General features: G+C 56.1%; 15 protein-coding genes. 9 read left to right on the top strand and 6 right to left on the bottom strand.

Annotated features, from left to right (window positions below):
* Window positions 1–63: 63 nt before the first annotated feature.
* The 3 genes from V8L70_RS04005 to zigA all read left to right on the top strand — a co-directional run bounded on the left by V8L70_RS04005 (window position 64) and on the right by zigA (window position 3,053).
* Window positions 64–1,458 carry a PepSY-associated TM helix domain-containing protein gene (locus V8L70_RS04005; protein WP_336268924.1) on the top strand — a complete coding sequence of 465 codons (1,395 nt, stop codon included), beginning with the start codon at window positions 64–66 and terminating at the stop codon, window positions 1,456–1,458.
* Window positions 1,459–1,461: 3 nt separating this feature from the next.
* Entirely contained in the window at window positions 1,462–1,737 is a 276-nt protein-coding gene (locus V8L70_RS04000; protein ID WP_008959808.1) for a TIGR03643 family protein, read from the top strand.
* A gap of 89 nt (window positions 1,738–1,826) precedes the next feature.
* Window positions 1,827–3,053, top strand: a complete 1,227-nt coding sequence (gene zigA, locus V8L70_RS03995) for a zinc metallochaperone GTPase ZigA (RefSeq protein WP_336268923.1) — start codon at window positions 1,827–1,829, stop codon at window positions 3,051–3,053.
* A gap of 99 nt (window positions 3,054–3,152) precedes the next feature.
* Here zigA and V8L70_RS03990 read toward each other — a convergent pair whose 3' ends face one another.
* From V8L70_RS03990 to V8L70_RS03965, 6 genes are all read right to left on the bottom strand, one after another.
* On the bottom strand, window positions 3,153–4,466 hold the full coding sequence (locus tag V8L70_RS03990) for a TRAP transporter large permease (protein ID WP_008959810.1): 1,314 nt from the start codon (window positions 4,464–4,466) through the stop codon (window positions 3,153–3,155).
* Complete coding sequence (locus tag V8L70_RS03985; RefSeq protein WP_035587466.1) at window positions 4,466–4,972, bottom strand: TRAP transporter small permease; 507 nt, start codon at window positions 4,970–4,972, stop codon at window positions 4,466–4,468. The genes V8L70_RS03990 and V8L70_RS03985 overlap by 1 nt, the downstream gene beginning before the upstream one ends.
* 65 nt (window positions 4,973–5,037) lie before the next feature.
* Entirely contained in the window at window positions 5,038–6,036 is a 999-nt protein-coding gene (gene dctP, locus V8L70_RS03980; protein WP_336268922.1) for a TRAP transporter substrate-binding protein DctP, read from the bottom strand.
* 170 nt (window positions 6,037–6,206) lie between these two features.
* Window positions 6,207–6,845: a 3-isopropylmalate dehydratase small subunit gene (leuD, locus tag V8L70_RS03975; protein WP_336268921.1), complete on the bottom strand. Its 639-nt coding sequence runs from the start codon at window positions 6,843–6,845 to the stop codon at window positions 6,207–6,209.
* Entirely contained in the window at window positions 6,845–8,284 is a 1,440-nt protein-coding gene (gene leuC / locus V8L70_RS03970; protein WP_336268920.1) for a 3-isopropylmalate dehydratase large subunit, read from the bottom strand. Before leuC ends, leuD begins: the two co-directional genes overlap by 1 nt.
* A gap of 145 nt (window positions 8,285–8,429) precedes the next feature.
* On the bottom strand, window positions 8,430–9,236 hold the full coding sequence (locus V8L70_RS03965) for a GntR family transcriptional regulator (RefSeq protein WP_336268919.1): 807 nt from the start codon (window positions 9,234–9,236) through the stop codon (window positions 8,430–8,432).
* A gap of 214 nt (window positions 9,237–9,450) precedes the next feature.
* Here V8L70_RS03965 and V8L70_RS03960 point away from each other — a divergent pair, with 214 nt between their 5' ends.
* The 6 genes from V8L70_RS03960 to V8L70_RS03935 are packed head-to-tail and all read left to right on the top strand — an operon-like array spanning window position 9,451 to window position 14,862.
* Window positions 9,451–9,831 carry a nuclear transport factor 2 family protein gene (locus tag V8L70_RS03960; RefSeq protein WP_336268918.1) on the top strand — a complete coding sequence of 127 codons (381 nt, stop codon included), beginning with the start codon at window positions 9,451–9,453 and terminating at the stop codon, window positions 9,829–9,831.
* Between the two features lie 46 nt (window positions 9,832–9,877).
* A complete protein-coding gene (locus V8L70_RS03955; protein ID WP_336268917.1) occupies window positions 9,878–10,783 on the top strand; it encodes an isocitrate lyase/PEP mutase family protein in 906 nt (301 codons plus the stop codon).
* A gap of 50 nt (window positions 10,784–10,833) precedes the next feature.
* Window positions 10,834–11,520 carry an isochorismatase family protein gene (locus tag V8L70_RS03950; RefSeq protein WP_336268916.1) on the top strand — a complete coding sequence of 229 codons (687 nt, stop codon included), beginning with the start codon at window positions 10,834–10,836 and terminating at the stop codon, window positions 11,518–11,520.
* A 15-nt stretch (window positions 11,521–11,535) separates the two neighbouring features.
* Window positions 11,536–12,489: a polysaccharide deacetylase family protein gene (locus tag V8L70_RS03945; RefSeq protein WP_336268915.1), complete on the top strand. Its 954-nt coding sequence runs from the start codon at window positions 11,536–11,538 to the stop codon at window positions 12,487–12,489.
* Between the two features lie 4 nt (window positions 12,490–12,493).
* The gene (locus tag V8L70_RS03940) at window positions 12,494–13,441 is read left to right on the top strand and encodes a polysaccharide deacetylase family protein (RefSeq protein WP_336268914.1); all 948 of its coding nucleotides are present in this window, start codon (window positions 12,494–12,496) and stop codon (window positions 13,439–13,441) included.
* The gene (locus V8L70_RS03935) at window positions 13,441–14,862 is read left to right on the top strand and encodes an FAD-dependent oxidoreductase (RefSeq protein WP_336268913.1); all 1,422 of its coding nucleotides are present in this window, start codon (window positions 13,441–13,443) and stop codon (window positions 14,860–14,862) included. Before V8L70_RS03940 ends, V8L70_RS03935 begins: the two co-directional genes overlap by 1 nt.
* Window position 14,863 lies beyond the last annotated feature (1 nt).

The following is a 14,863-nucleotide window of genomic DNA, read 5'->3' as shown; positions in this document are numbered from 1 at the left end:
TGATTGCCGAGGGGATTGGCTACTCTGGCAAACTTCTTCGCCGATCATGCTCGGATTCTTGCCATGCCACCGCCCTCTTCCGCTCGCACCCAAAGGCTTCTGTTTGCCCTGCTTAGTCGCCTGCACTTATATATTGGTCTTTTTATTGGACCTTTTATTCTCATTGCAGCGCTATCAGGAATAGCTTACTTGCTTAGCCCGCCTCTTGAAACGTGGCTCTATCACGACACGCTTTATGGGGTAACAGAAGGTGAACCAAAGCCGCTTGCAGCCCAGATTGCCACTGTACAGCGCCACCTCGGGAATCCAGCATTACCCAGTACCGTACGTCCCGCTCCAGCCCTCGGCGACACCACCCGCCTGATGTTTACCACTCCTGGCCTCGGCCCTTCGGAACATCGCGCGCTGTTTGTTGACCCGATTTCGCTGGAAATAACGGGAGACACAACGGTCTACGGCACCAGCGGTATTTTGCCGCTACGCACGGCGATTGATCATTTTCACCGTCAGCTGTTAATGGGCGATGTAGGCCGCCTTTACAGCGAATTAGCCGCGTCTTGGCTTTGGCTTTCTGCTCTGGGTGGCGTCATATTGTGGATGCGGCAACGCCATACGCTGAAAACGCTTTCTGGAGCCCAAACAACCCGGCGACGTCACGCCACGCTAGGATTGGTACTTGCCATCGGACTGCTGTTCTTCTCGGCGACGGGGCTTACTTGGTCACAATGGGCGGGGGGCAATATCGCGGAGCTGCGCAATGCCTGGGGCTGGAACACGCCTAGCGCCTCAACAGCGCTGATCGATACTGATAGCCAAACCACTGACGAGCATGCCGAACATCACGGCCATACAGCCCCCGTTTCAGCCAGTACACAGCTGCTGCCAGAAGATTTTGATCGTGCGCTCACGGCGGCACGTGCGGCAGGGCTAACGGCAGATCGCATTCAACTCTCCCCACCAACCAGTGAAAACCAGGCCTGGCGGGTAGCAGAAATTGATCGGCGTTGGCCCACCCAAGTGGACCAGGTCGCGCTGCACCCGGGCAGCATGGCGGTCACCGATCAAACCGACTTTGAGACGTTCCCCTTAGCCGCCAAGCTCACCCGCTGGGGGATTGACCTGCACATGGGCGTTCTCTTTGGCTTGGTCAATCAAGTAGTGCTGGCATTGATCGCTGCAGGGCTTGTGACGCTAATGGGCTGGGGGTACGCCATGGCATGGCGGCGGCTGCGCAAGGCGAGTGGTCAGCGTTTCCCGACGGTTTCAGAGCCATGGTTACTGCTCCCGATCAAAGCCAAGCTCAGCGTGCTGTTAGTTGCTATCACGTTAGGTCTGGCGCTACCCGTTTTAGGCGTCAGCCTTGCGCTGTTCATCGTGATCGATGCGTTACGCTGGTATGTGAAAAAGCGTTACACTGCCCGCCACCTAAATGCCCACCCTTCAAATACATCGAGGTGATCGATGCCAAAAGCACCCGTTAAACGCTTTCGTCGCTTACCCGATGACGAGCAGTCACGCGTTATCGAGATGGCCTGGGAAGACCGAACGCCATTTGAAGCGATTGAAACGCTGTTTGGTTTAGCCGAACCGGACGTCATAGAAGTAATGCGCCACCAGCTCAAACCCGCTTCGTTTCGCCTATGGCGTAAACGCGTCACCGGCCGCGCGACAAAGCATACCGCGTTGCGTTCACCGGATGTTCTACGCGGCTACTGTCCCACGCAATATAAGCGCTGATACTCAGTTACCAAAACAAGCCTTTATCTAAACGCCTCTTTGTTGTTATATTATCACATAACATAAATGTGTTTAGAGGCGTGCTAGCAATGACTGCGTTTTCTCCCCTACCCGTCACCGTGCTTTCGGGTTTTTTAGGTGCTGGTAAAACCACCGTACTCAACCATATTTTGGCCAATCGTGAAGATCGTCGGGTGGCAGTGATCGTTAACGACATGAGTGAGATCAACATTGATGGTGCACTGGTGCGCGGTGGCCCTGGCGAATCGACGCTGGATAGAGATGTTGCTCTGAACCGCTCTGAAGAGCGCTTGATAGAGATGAGTAACGGCTGCATCTGCTGCACCCTGCGCGAAGACCTGCTGGAAGAAGTCAGCCAGCTGGCCAGAGAAGGAAAATTCGATTATCTGGTGATTGAATCCACTGGGATTTCCGAGCCGTTGCCCGTGGCGGAAACCTTCACTTTTGAAGATGAAAGCGGCCAGAGCCTTTCCCACGTTGCCCGGTTAGATACCCTGGTGACCGTTGTCGATGGGGCCAACTTTCTTGAGCAGTACCGCGAAGCGCAAAGCCTAGCAGAAGCCGGTGAAAGCTTGGGTGAAGAGGATGAGCGCAATGTCGCCGACCTGCTGGTCGATCAAATCGAGTTTTGCGATGTGCTGCTCATTAGTAAAACAGACCTAATCAGCCAAAAAGAGCTGGAAGCCCTGCAGGCGATTTTACGCTCGCTGAACCCTGATGCAGAACTAGTGCCGATCACCCAAGGTGGCGTGCCGTTGGATAAAGTACTCAATACCGGCAAGTTCAACTTTGAGCGGGCCCAACTGGCCCCCGGCTGGCTGAAAGAGATGCGCGGCGAGCATGTGCCTGAGACCGAAGAGTACGGCATTGGCAGCTTCGCTTACCACGCCCGTCGGCCCTTCCATCCGCAGAAATTCCACGATTTACTCAACCAGGAGTGGTTCGGCAAAGGCCTGTTACGTTCCAAAGGTTTCTTCTGGCTTGCCACCCGCCCCCAGGCCGCTGGTCAGTGGAGCCAGGCAGGCGGTATCGCTCACCACGGCCCGGCAGGTGTGTTCTGGAAAGCGATCCCCGAAGAGCGTTGGCCAACCGACCCAGAAACGCGTCAGTTTATTATGGAGAAGTGGCAGGAACCGTTTGGCGATATGCGCCAGGAGCTAGTCTTCATCGGCCAAAACCTGGATCAAGCCCGGATGCGCGAAGCGATGGACGACTGTCTGTTAAGCGAGGCAGAACTGCTGGAAGGTATGGAAGCGTGGAAGCAATTATCTGACCCGTTCCCTTCCTGGGAGTAGGTGATAGCCATTATCCTCAACGACCAAAAGAGAGGCCGAAGCCTCTCTTTTTTATTGACAACTATTTTGTGCAAGCTACTTTTTTGCAAGCTAAGACGCTTACTGCAGCATGCTGGGCAACCAAGTAGCGAGGCCCGGAAACACTATCAACACGGCGACCAGTAGCATCGAACAGAGAATATAGGGAATCGCGGCCGAGTAGATTTCACTCATGGTCGTGCCCGGGGGTGCTACCCCTTTCATCACAAACAGTAACAGCCCTAATGGTGGTGTTGAGAAGCTGATTTCCAGTGCCAGCAACACGACGATACCGAACCACACCAAATCAAAGCCAAGTGCCTGCGCCAGCGGAAAAAAGATCGGCACGGTCAGCATCATGATGGAGATTTGCTCCATAAAAGTGCCCAGCACCAGCAGTACCGCAAACATGGCTAACAGCATCAGGATGGGGGAAAGATCAAAGCCTGTTGCCCAACCGATCAAACCGCCCGAAGCGCCCGAGAAACCGAGCAACTGGCTGAAGGTGGCCGAACCAAATACGATCAGATAAGCCATCAGCGTGACTTTTAGCGCGCCGGTGACCGAAAGCTTAAACGCCTCCCAGGTCATGCAGCGGAAAAGAAACGCCAGGATAATCACACCCAATGCCCCAAATGCTGCGGCTTCCGACGGTGTAGCAAACCCCATCAGCATCATCGCAACAATGATCACCATGACGCTCAGCATAGGGAGAATATCGGTCACTATCAGCTTGAGCTTAGCGCTTAGCGGCACCGGTTCTAACTCATAAGCAGGTGCGGCATCCGGGTCCAGCTTGGTTTGGATAAAGATGGTGACAATATAGAACCCCGCCAGCGTCAGCCCAGGCAAAATGCCAGCGATGAGCAGCGCGCCAATATCCACTTTTGCCAAGGTTGCCAGCAGTACCGCCAACGCAGAAGGCGGAATAATAATCGCCAAACCGCCGGTCCCCAGAATGGGGCCAATGGCCATTTTCTTCTTATAGCCGCGTCGCTCCATTTCCGGTACTAATAGCGACCCCATCAAGGCTGTGGAGCCCATAGAAGAGCCACTTAAAGTAGAAAACGCTGTTCCACCCACGACTGTCACATAAGACAAACGTCCAGGTAGCTTGCCCATCAGTTGGTCAACGGCATTGAACATTTTCATGCCCAATCCGGTTCGGAAAAACAGTTCGCCCATCAGTAGAAAGAGCGGGATGGGGACTAGGTTGAAGCTTGAAAGCGCGCCGAAACCGTTGTTGAGCATCTGTAAGATGCCGGTTTGGCCACCCATAAAGTGCCAGGCACCAATGACGTTAGCGGCTAAAAATGCCAAGGCTATCGGAGTGCCAATCGCCATAAAGATAAGGATCAGCGATAGCAGAAAAGCGAGCGCAAAGTACCATTCCATTATTCTTTCATCCCCGCTTCGCCGCTGTGAAGTATTTCATGGCCCACTACAAAGCGGCCAAACTCAATCGCCATTAACGTAAAGCTAATAGGAAATACGATGGTCAGTATCCACTTCGGCACAAAGTAGGCACGCACGTCATAGTCTGTGCGCTCAATGTTGAGCAGAAATAGATCCAATCCTTTCCACGCCAGCACACCGCACACCACGACACATAGCAGCGATACTCCTCGGCTTAGAATGTTGAGCGCTGGCAGAGGCAGGACGGAGGTCAGCAACTCAATATGCACGTGCCCTTTTTGACGCACCAACCAGGGTGCCCCTAACAGGGTGAGGTAAAACATGGCGTACTCGGTGGAAAGAAAAAACCACGCAGAGGGCTGGAGCCCCAAATTACGGATGACTACCGAGAGCACTACGGCCACCATCAGCCATACCAGCATGATAGCGGCCAGAAGAGCCATGCCATTAAGTAGCAGCAAATAGCCGCGTTGTGCGTAGCGCATAAAAGGCCCTAACGAAAATAGCCACACAAAATGGGGCGCTCACTAGTGCAGCACCCCGCATGTCTTTACAGGTCGTTAAATTTTTCTATCAACATATCATAGTGCTCCAGACCAGATGGATGGCGCTCCATCTGGCGGCGCATACGCTCCCAGGTAGCATCGCGGGCAGCATCTGAGAAACGCTGTGCAGCTTCACCTTCAAGCGTCACTACCTGCATGCCATCGGCTTCTAGTTGCGCCTGCTGCTCTTCAGCTAGCTCAGCCAGTTTCTCGGCGCTTTCGCGCTCATGCTCAATAGCCACTTCCTGCAGGATCTGCTGGGACTCTTCGCTGAGCTGTTTCCACTTGTCCAGGTTGACGATGACCCCCATGTCCGTGGAGAAGAAAGCAGGATCAACTCGGTAGTTAAGGAAACGGTCCCAGTTAAGATCTTTCAAACCAATCTGGGTCCAGCCGGTGGCATTCACCACACTCCGTTCAAGAGCAGCGTAAACATCCGTTGTCGGCAGACTTATCGGCTGCGCGCCCAGGTAGTCCTGGAAGAAGGCGTCATACACCGGGTTACTGCGTAGGCGTAGGCCCGAAACGCTCAGATTGCCGTCGGCATCAACGGAGGGCTCTTCGATGGTATAAAAGTTGTAGCTGACGCCACTATCGAACCAGCCCAAGTAGTAGGTGCCCATCTTCTCTTGATGAATCTCATTGAGCAGGTCGATGCCGCCATTTTCACGCGCGTAGATCGCATTGGTGTTAGAGGCCACCATGGCATCGCGCTCTGGCACGGTACCGGCGTAGAAGCTTGCGGCGGTATAGGCCATATCCACCACGCCGTTGCGCACTGCATCAGGCTGCTCGGAAAGGCCGATCACTTCAGGACCGCCACGCACGCTAATCTGCACCACGCCTTCACCGCGCTCGTTTACTTTATCGACAAACTCCAGAAAGCTCTGGGTATAGATGAGCGAAGGTGGAAAGGCATGCACGGCGGTGATTTCATCAACGGCCAGCGCTTGAGCGGAAGCTAGGGCGGTGAGCATGCCCAGGGTAAGCGTTACTTTTTTCATTCGTTAGTCTCCTGCACGAGGTAGTCTGCGTTATAGCGTTTATTGTTTCTGTTGCATTCTTATAAGTCGTTTTATAAAGCTGTTGTTGATTAACCTTTCTTATAAACGTCTGCTGCAAGCGTGCGTGCTGTTTTTATTGAAACTCATTCTGGGTGTAGTCATTGCTGCCACTACCCTTTACTTATGATGGCGTTTTCTGGCGGCTGCGCCGATGTCCAGGGAAACTGTGCTGTATACCGAGCGGCAAAACTGTTAATGGTGTCAGCATGCTGGCGGGTCATATCAATGTCATCCCAGCCATTTAGCAATTTAGTGCGCCAAACAGGGCTAATCGAAAAACTGACCTCTACTTCTGCCACACGGACGACCTGCTTCTCTAAGTCAACGTGTATCGAAGCGGGTGAGTCTCCGAGGGCGGCCAGCAAGCGCTCGGCGTCGTCCTCTTCCACCACTGCAGGCAGTAAGCCATTATTGACGGCATTCGAAGCAAAAATATCGCCAAAGCTCGGCGCCACCACACAGCGAAAGCCGTAGTCGACCAACGCATAAACCGCCGCTTCACGAGATGACCCCGCGCCAAAATTGCGGCGACTAACCATCACTTCGGCATCATTTGCGTTAGGGCGATGAAGAATAAACTCGGGGTTAGGTGTGTCCTGCTCATCGTGGCGAACGTCGTAAAGCAGAAACTGGCCGTAACCGACGCTGCGCGGTTCTTTCATAAAGCGCGCGGGAATCAGTTGATCGGTATCCACATTAGCCGCAGCAAGGGCAACGCCAAGGGTGTCTAGTACGGTAATTGGTTGCATTAGTGCGCTCCTGAAGCCTGAACGGATGAATCACTGCCCGCCGTTAGCGTCCGCACATCGGCCAACCGTCCACTGACCGCCGCCGCAGCCACCATGGCAGGTGACATCAGATGCGTACGCGCCCCTGGCCCCTGGCGGCCTTTAAAGTTGCGATTGGTGGTGGAAGCACAGCGCTCGCCGCTCGCCACCAAATCACCGTTCATCCCGACACACATGGAGCAGCCGGAGTGGCGCCACTCAAGCCCGGCATCGATAAAAATGCGGTCCAGTCCTTCGGCCTCCGCCTGGGTTTTCACCAGCGTGGAGCCGGGCGAGACCATACCGGGTACGCGACTTTTGTGACCCGCCAGCACCGCCGCAGCGGCGCGCAAGTCTTCAATACGCGCGTTGGTGCATGAGCCAATAAATACTCGATCAATGGTGATATCAGTGAGCTTTTGCCCCGCCGTTAGCCCCATATAGGACAAGCTATCCCGGGCTTGGCGCGCTTTCGCTGGATCGCTCAATTGATCAGGATCAGGCACCGCCCGGTCGATCGGCAACGCCTCTTCCGGCGAGACGCCCCAGGTCACTGTCGGCGCAATCTCATCGGCATGCAGCGTCACTTCAAGATCAAAGCTGGCGCCTGGGTCGCTGTAGAGCGTAGACCAGTAAGCGCAGGCTTGATCGAAAACCTCCCCTTTAGGGCTCCAGGGGCGCTCGCGCAAATAGTCGAAGGTGGTTTGATCCGGCGCGATCATGCCGCAGCGGCCACCGCCCTCTATGGAGAGATTACACAGCGTGAGCCGTGCTTCCATGGAGAGCGAGCGAATCGCCTCACCGGCGTACTCGATGGCGTAGCCCCGTGCACCATCGGCGCCCAAACGGGCAATCCAGGTGAGCGCGATATCCTTGGCGGTGATGCCTTCGGCCAGTTGGCCTTCCACCGTGATGCGCATCACCTTGGGCTTGCTTTGCCACAACGTTTGGGTGGCCAGCACGTGGGCGACTTCTGATGCGCCAATACCAAAGGCAATGCTGCCAAAAGCACCATGGGTAGCGGTATGGCTATCGCCACACACCATCACCATCCCAGGCTGAGTGAGCCCCTGCTCTGGGCCTAGCACATGCACAATGCCCTGGCGTGGGTCATCCAGGCCAAACAGCGTCACACCATGCTGCTGGGTATTTTGGGAGAGCTGCTCGATCATTGAGCGCACTTTGGGATCGGCAACGCCTGCCAAATCACGGGCTAGCGTCGGTACGTAGTGGTCAGCAATGCCAAAGGTCAGATCGGGCCGGGCAACGGGCAAGGCTCGCTCACCGAGCTTATTGAACGCATGAAAAGAGCCTTCATGGACAAAGTGACGGTCAATCCACAGCAGGCTCTGTCCGCTTTCACTTCGGTGAACCTCGTGGGCGCGCCAAACTTTGTCAAACAGCGTTATTGGGGTACTCATGGTCTTCGCTCGTTGCCTCGGCCTTCGTTGGACTTATCATTCTCACCCAATACAACTAGCGCAATTTGATAACACAGGTCAAATGTATTTTTTGTAATTTTAAACCTGTATTAAATTTAATACATTTAAAAACCAACCAATCACACTACTCATCCTTCCCGGTAGTGGGCATTCCACCTACCCTGGGCTCCCAGTAGCGGAAGTTATCGTCGCCATTACGCTCCAGATCAATTTGGAAGCGATACCGATCCGGACGATAGAGCGCATCCAGATGTTCAACGCCTCGACCCTGCTCATCAAACACCACACGGGTCAGCGAGATCAGCGGCGAACCTACCGGTACATCCAGTGCTTCCGCGACCTCGTGGCTGGCCAACGTAGCGGAAATCGATTGGGAAGCGTGATCCACCTTCACACCGCTACGCTCAAGCAGCACAAACAGCGGCGTATTGGCTAAATCCATCTCGTTGTAGTGCAGAGCAATAGTTTCCGGGACGTGGGTCACCAGATGGGAAAATGGCTTATCGTCGACCATACGGACACGCACCGAGCGCTGTACCTTGCCGTTCTGGGCCATACCTAGCCGCTCACGGATCATTTCCGGTGGTAGCACATAGGCAAACTCCAACAAGCGCACTTGGGACGCTTGACTCATCTTGACCATGTTGGGCATCAGGTTAGACACGCTGGCGGTCATCACCGTGGCGTCTAGCGGCTGTTCCAGCACCACCGTACCCACTCCCGCCTTCCGCTCTACCATTCCTGCCGTTTGCAACGCCTCCATGGCACGCCGAACGGTGACTCGCGAAACGCCATGCTGCTCCGCCAGCTTATTTTCACCTGCTAATTTACTGCCCGCAGGCAGCCGCCCACTCAAAATGGCATCTTTCAGTAGCAAATAAATACGGTGTGATTTTGTGCCACCGACCGCAGAGGTTTTTGCCTCACTCATCCATGCCTCTCCTCAGGATGTGGTTCAAAAAATTCATAACAGGCTTGACGCAGGGACAATAATAGACATAAAAATGTATTACACATAATACATATCGACAGCCAATCAATAACACAATTACTGACGCTTGAAAGCCATTATTACAGAACCAGCGCCCTTGGGTATCGCTTACCACACGTTCTAAAAGGCACTGCTAGCATAAAGAGAATTGACGATGTCATACCCAGATAACCACTGCACAGAGCAGGTGCGCGCCTTCTTAAGCGCCATGGAAGCGCGCGACCTAGGCAGTGCCGAGCGCTACCTTGCGACTCACGTGGTGATGCAATTCCCTAGCGCGCCGCCCATGCAGCGACTAAACGAGGTCGTGGAGTGGGCAAAAACTCGCTATCGCCGTGTGAGCAAAACATTTCACGCAGTAGATCAATGCTTATATCCAAACCACTGTGTGGTGGTCTGCCATGGCGAGCTAACAGTGGAGTGGCTAGATGGCAGCACGTCGACCGGCGTGCGTTTTATTGATCGCTTTGAATTAAGCGATGGCCTGATTACCCGCCAGGATGTGTGGAACGACTTGGCGCTCGTGCGCCGCTAATACCCTGATCAGATGCTGATGCTTACCCAACAATGATGAGACCGCTATGACACGCCAACACCTTGCTTCACCACAGGCTTCACACCAGCCCGCCCAACTTAAACAGCTGTTGCAGGACACCCCCATTGTGGTCGCTCCCGGCGTGTTTGACGCACTCGGCGCGTCGCTGGCCGAACAAGCAGGGTTTGATACCGTCTACCTTTCGGGTGCCAGCCTGGCCTATACCCAGCTGGGACGACCCGATATTGGCTTGCTCAGCATTACCGAGATTTGCACCGCGATGTCGCATATTCGCGAGCGAACCAATCTTTCCGTGGTGGTGGATTGCGACACCGGCTTTGGCAACGCCATGAACGTGATGCGCAGCGTGCGTCTGCTGGAGCGTGCAGGCGCCAATGCCATTCAGTTGGAAGACCAGACCTACCCTAAACGCTGCGGCCACCTGCGCGGCAAAACGCTGGTCTCCAAGAGCGAAATGGTCGGTAAATTGCACGCGGCACTGGATGCGCGAGAAAACGATGGCACGCTTATTATTGGACGAACCGATGCACTGGGCGTGGAAGGCACCGACAGCGCCATCGAGCGCGCCCAGGCTTATTATGAGGCGGGCGTGGACATGCTGTTTATCGAAGGTATTCGTAGCGACGACGATATCAGCAAGATCATGGCCCAGTTCAAAGGCAAAGTGCCAATCATGGCCAACATGGTCGAGGGTGGCGACACACCGCTGCAGAACGCGCAGGCGCTGGAAGATCTTGGCTTCTCACTGGTGATCTTCCCCGGCGCACTGGTGCGGGCGATTACCCATATGGCTAGCCGTTTCTTTGCCACGCTGAAACAGGACGGCACCACCGACGCTTTCCGTGACCAGATGCTCGACTTCAAACAGCTCAACGACTACTTAGGCACCCAGGCGATGCTGGAGCTTGGAGAGCAGTACGACAATCGCTAATCAAACACTATCAAGGCACCATCCAGGCGCTCACCGCTTAGCCACTAATAATGATTAGTCAGGAGACAACCATGCAGACCACTGATAAAACGGCAAAAGAGATCTTTAACGACGTGATGGCCAACCCCCAGCGGGTGCCCTTTGGCTTTGGCAAGAAAGCAGTACTGGTCAATGTAGACCCGCAAAAGGCCTACACCCGTACCGATCTCTTCAAGACCGCCTACGAAACCGACCCCAAACAGCTGGAGTATACGAACCAGTTGGCGCGCGGCTTCCGGGAGAAGGGCTGGCCGGTGGTCTGGACCCATGTCGCCTTTCTGGACTCCGCAGAAGATGCGGGCGTGTGGGGCACCCGCACCGATACCCCCGATTCACTGCAAAACATCAAGTACGGCTCCGAGCGCGCCGAGTTCGACGAGCGCTGCGAGATCGACCGCAGCCGCGACGTGATCTACACCAAGCGTATGCCTTCGGCCTTTTTTGAAACACCGCTGCAGTCACTGCTGGTATGGCATCAGGTCGACACGGTGATCATCACCGGTGGCTCTACCTCGGGCTGCATTCGCGCCACTGCCGTGGAAAGCCTGTCCCGTGGCTACCGCACCATCGTCCCGATGGAGTGCGTCTCCGATAAACACGAAAGCTACCACTACGCCAACCTGACCGACCTGCACCTCAAATACGCCGATGTCATGCCCGTTGCTGAAGTGCTGGCGTGGCTTGAGGGCGATGCATAAGGCGAGGAGCTAGCGATGAAAGAGTCACTTGGCGTTTACGATTACTGGGCCTACGACCAGCGCCCCAACATTACTTGGCCCGGCGGCGCAAAGGTGGCCTTCTGGGTCGCCCCCAATATCGAGTATTACGAACTCGATCCGCCGCAGAACCCGAGCCGCAAGCCTTGGCCGCACCCTCACCCGTCGGTACCCGGCTACAGCATTCGCGATTACGGCAACCGGGTGGGCCACCAGCGCCAAATGGCCCTGTTGGATAAGTACGGGGTTCGTGGTTCGGTATCGCTTTCCGTGGCGCTCTGCGAGCACCACCCGGAAATCATCCAGATGTGCAAAGAGCGCGACTGGGAGTTCTTTAGCCACGGCATCTACAACACCCGCTACACCTATGGGCTAAGCGAAGCCCAAGAGCGGGCGATGATTCGCGACAGCATGGAAACCATTCACCGCCATACCGGGCAAGCCTGCGCGGGGTATCTGGCGCCTGCGCTCTCTCACTCGGAGCGCACTCTGGATCTATTTGCCGAAGTGGGCGAAGAGCTATTCGGCGAGCAGGGCGGGCTTTATACCTGCGACCTGTTCCATGACGATCAACCCACACCGGTTAGCGTTCGCTCCGGCAAGCGGTTTATCTCCATGCCCTACTCGCTGGAGATGAATGACACCATCGTCTATGCAGTGAATAAAGTTGAGCCGCGCCAGTACGCCACCATGCTCAAGCGCCACTTTGACCGTCTGTATTTAGAGGGCGCGGAGTCCGGCACGGTGATGTGCATTCCCACTCACAACTATCAGGTGAGCTGCCCCCACCGCATCAAGGCGTTTGAAGAGGCACTGGAGTACATCACCGGGCACCCGGATGTATGGGTCGCCACGGGCAGAGAAATCGCCGATTACTATCTCGAACACTATTACGATGCCGCCCTCGACAGCATCCAGGCCCAGGCCGCCACCGCACGCAGGGAGGGCTAATCCTATGGCATCCAAAGACATGGCGCTCAACGACGACTATCTCGACTACCCCTTGCGCCGCCACGGCTACGATCACGACCGCTATGCGTGGTCGATGCTGAGTGAACGCGCCCCCGTTACCTGGCCCGGCGGCAAGACACTGGCGGTGTGGATCAATATTTCGCTGCAGTTCTACCCGCTCAACCAGCGCGGCGAGCCGTTCAAAGTACCTAACGGCATGACCATGCCCTATCCCGACCTGCGCCACTTCTCGCTGCGGGATTACGGCAACCGGGTGGGTATCTATCGCGTGCTGAAAGCGCTGGCCGCGCACAGCATCACGCCTACGTTTGCGATCAACGCACAGCTTGCTGAGCAGACGCCCTATCTGGTGCAGCGTTTGAAAGAGCACGGCGGTGAATTTATCGCCCACGGCTGGAACATGGATCACCTGCATTACGGCGGCCAACCGATTGAAGAGGAGGCCGAGCTGGTCAAACGCTCCGTGGACACGCTGCGGCGGGTGACCGGCCAACCCGTTCACGGCTGGCTAAGCCCCGCCAAGCACCAGAGCTTTAATACTCCCGACCTGCTGACAGAAAATGGCATCGATTACTGCGCCGATTGGGTGAACGACGACATGCCTTATGCTTGTGAAACCAAAACCGGCAGTTTGACCATGATGCCGCTGGCTACCGAGATTGAAGACCAGTTCGTGATGAGCCAGAACCTGCACTCGGAAGATTCTTGGGTGACACAGGTAAAAGACGCTTTCGATTTTCTGCTGGAAGAGTCCCGCGAACAGGGTGGACGACTGTTTGCGCTGAACCTTCACCCCTGGCTGGTGGGTCAGCCCCATCGAATTGCTTGCCTGGAAGAAGTGCTGGCGCATATCAGCGGGCACCCAGACGTATGGCAGGCCCCGGCGGGTGAGATTCTGGATGCCTTCCACCACGCTGCGGAGCAGGCGTAATGGCGATCATTCCCTATACACACGACGGCTTTGATGCCCACCTGCCGCTGCTGATTATCGGCGCAGGGGCCTGCGGCCTAGCAGCGGCGCTAGCCGCCCAGGAAGCGGGCGTTGAGCTGGCTGTTTTAGAGCGCGACGCCCTGCCGCGTGGCAGCACGGCGATGTCGTCAGGGTTTATTCCCGCGGCCAATACACGCTTTCAGCATGAGCTGGGCGTCACGGATTCTGCCGAGGCCATGGCAGAGGATATTCAAAAGAAGAATGGCTTTGAGGCCGACCCGGCCATCGTCGAACTGCTGGCCAGCCAATCCGGCCCAACCATCGAATGGCTGGCGGATCAGCACGGCGTACCCTTTGAGTTGGTGGAAGGGTTTCTCTACCCCGGCCACCGTCACCTGCGCATGCACGCCACGCCCCGGCGTACCGGGGAAGAGCTGATGGGCGCGCTGCTCAATGCCGCTGAAGCGGCAGGTATTGATATCCTGACTCAGGCTCGGGTAGTGGATTTGCACGTGGATAGCACCCAGCGCGTACGGGGCGTCACGCTGGAGCGCCCAGATGGCAGCCGCGAAAGCATTGGCTGCGATGCGCTGGTTCTGGCCTGCAACGGCTATGGCGGCAACCCAGAGCTGGTGGCACGTTATCTGCCCACGCTGAAACACGCGCTGTATTACGGCCACGAGGGCAACCAGGGTGACGCCTTGCTGTGGGGCCAGGAAATGGGCGCGAGCACCAAAGACTTAGGTGCCTGCCAAGGCCACGGTTCGCTCGCCACACCCCATCAAACGCTGATTAGCTGGGCGCTAATGATGCAAGGGGGCATTCAGGTCAACATCAAGGGTGAGCGCTTTTCCAATGAGCACGGCGGCTACTCCGAACAGGCCGCCAAGGTGCTGGCACAGCCGGAGCAAGTGGCCTGGAATCTTTATGATGCCCGCATTCATGAGTCTGCACAGGCGTTCGAAGATTACCGCAACGCCCAGGAGAGCGGCGCAGTACGCAGCTTCGCCAGCCTTGAAGAGATGGCCACTGGCCTGAAACTGCCCCTTGGCGCACTGCAAGCCACCTTCGCCCAAATGCAGCAGCATGCCGAGCAGCAAACGGCCGATGCGTTTGGCCGCCGCTTTGAACCCGCCAACCTGCTTAAAGCCCTCTACTACGCCATTCGCGTAACCGGTGCGCTATTTCACACCCAGGGCGGTTTAGAAGTGAATCGCAAGGCCCGCGTGCTCAATGCACAAGGGCAGGCGCTGCCCAACCTGTTTGCTGCAGGGGGCGCGGCGCGTGGGGTGTCGGGTTCCAACGACAGTGGCTATCTTTCCGGCAACGGGCTGCTGAGTGCTGTGGTGCTGGGCGCAGTGGCAGGTAAGAGCGCCGCTGAGTTGCTACACTTGAAGCTCAGTTCTGCCGCACTTCCTTAAG

The sequence above is a fragment of the Vreelandella arctica genome, from assembly GCF_037070215.1.
Classification (GTDB): domain Bacteria; phylum Pseudomonadota; class Gammaproteobacteria; order Pseudomonadales; family Halomonadaceae; genus Vreelandella; species Vreelandella arctica.
The sequence above is the reverse complement of the archived record's forward strand: the minus strand, read 5'-3'. Positions and strand labels throughout refer to the sequence as shown.

What these genes read in the sequence shown, in the direction of transcription:
- V8L70_RS04005 (WP_336268924.1), top strand. Translation starts at nt 64, where the DNA reads ATGCCACCGCCCTCTTCCGCTCGCACCCAAAGGCTTCTGTTTGCCCTG.
- V8L70_RS04000 (WP_008959808.1), top strand. Translation starts at nt 1,462, where the DNA reads ATGCCAAAAGCACCCGTTAAACGCTTTCGTCGCTTACCCGATGACGAG.
- zigA (WP_336268923.1), top strand. Translation starts at nt 1,827, where the DNA reads ATGACTGCGTTTTCTCCCCTACCCGTCACCGTGCTTTCGGGTTTTTTA.
- V8L70_RS03990 (WP_008959810.1), bottom strand. Translation starts at nt 4,466, where the DNA reads ATGGAATGGTACTTTGCGCTCGCTTTTCTGCTATCGCTGATCCTTATC.
- V8L70_RS03985 (WP_035587466.1), bottom strand. Translation starts at nt 4,972, where the DNA reads ATGCGCTACGCACAACGCGGCTATTTGCTGCTACTTAATGGCATGGCT.
- dctP (WP_336268922.1), bottom strand. Translation starts at nt 6,036, where the DNA reads ATGAAAAAAGTAACGCTTACCCTGGGCATGCTCACCGCCCTAGCTTCC.
- leuD (WP_336268921.1), bottom strand. Translation starts at nt 6,845, where the DNA reads ATGCAACCAATTACCGTACTAGACACCCTTGGCGTTGCCCTTGCTGCG.
- leuC (WP_336268920.1), bottom strand. Translation starts at nt 8,284, where the DNA reads ATGAGTACCCCAATAACGCTGTTTGACAAAGTTTGGCGCGCCCACGAG.
- V8L70_RS03965 (WP_336268919.1), bottom strand. Translation starts at nt 9,236, where the DNA reads ATGAGTGAGGCAAAAACCTCTGCGGTCGGTGGCACAAAATCACACCGT.
- V8L70_RS03960 (WP_336268918.1), top strand. Translation starts at nt 9,451, where the DNA reads ATGTCATACCCAGATAACCACTGCACAGAGCAGGTGCGCGCCTTCTTA.
- V8L70_RS03955 (WP_336268917.1), top strand. Translation starts at nt 9,878, where the DNA reads ATGACACGCCAACACCTTGCTTCACCACAGGCTTCACACCAGCCCGCC.
- V8L70_RS03950 (WP_336268916.1), top strand. Translation starts at nt 10,834, where the DNA reads ATGATTAGTCAGGAGACAACCATGCAGACCACTGATAAAACGGCAAAA.
- V8L70_RS03945 (WP_336268915.1), top strand. Translation starts at nt 11,536, where the DNA reads ATGAAAGAGTCACTTGGCGTTTACGATTACTGGGCCTACGACCAGCGC.
- V8L70_RS03940 (WP_336268914.1), top strand. Translation starts at nt 12,494, where the DNA reads ATGGCATCCAAAGACATGGCGCTCAACGACGACTATCTCGACTACCCC.
- V8L70_RS03935 (WP_336268913.1), top strand. Translation starts at nt 13,441, where the DNA reads ATGGCGATCATTCCCTATACACACGACGGCTTTGATGCCCACCTGCCG.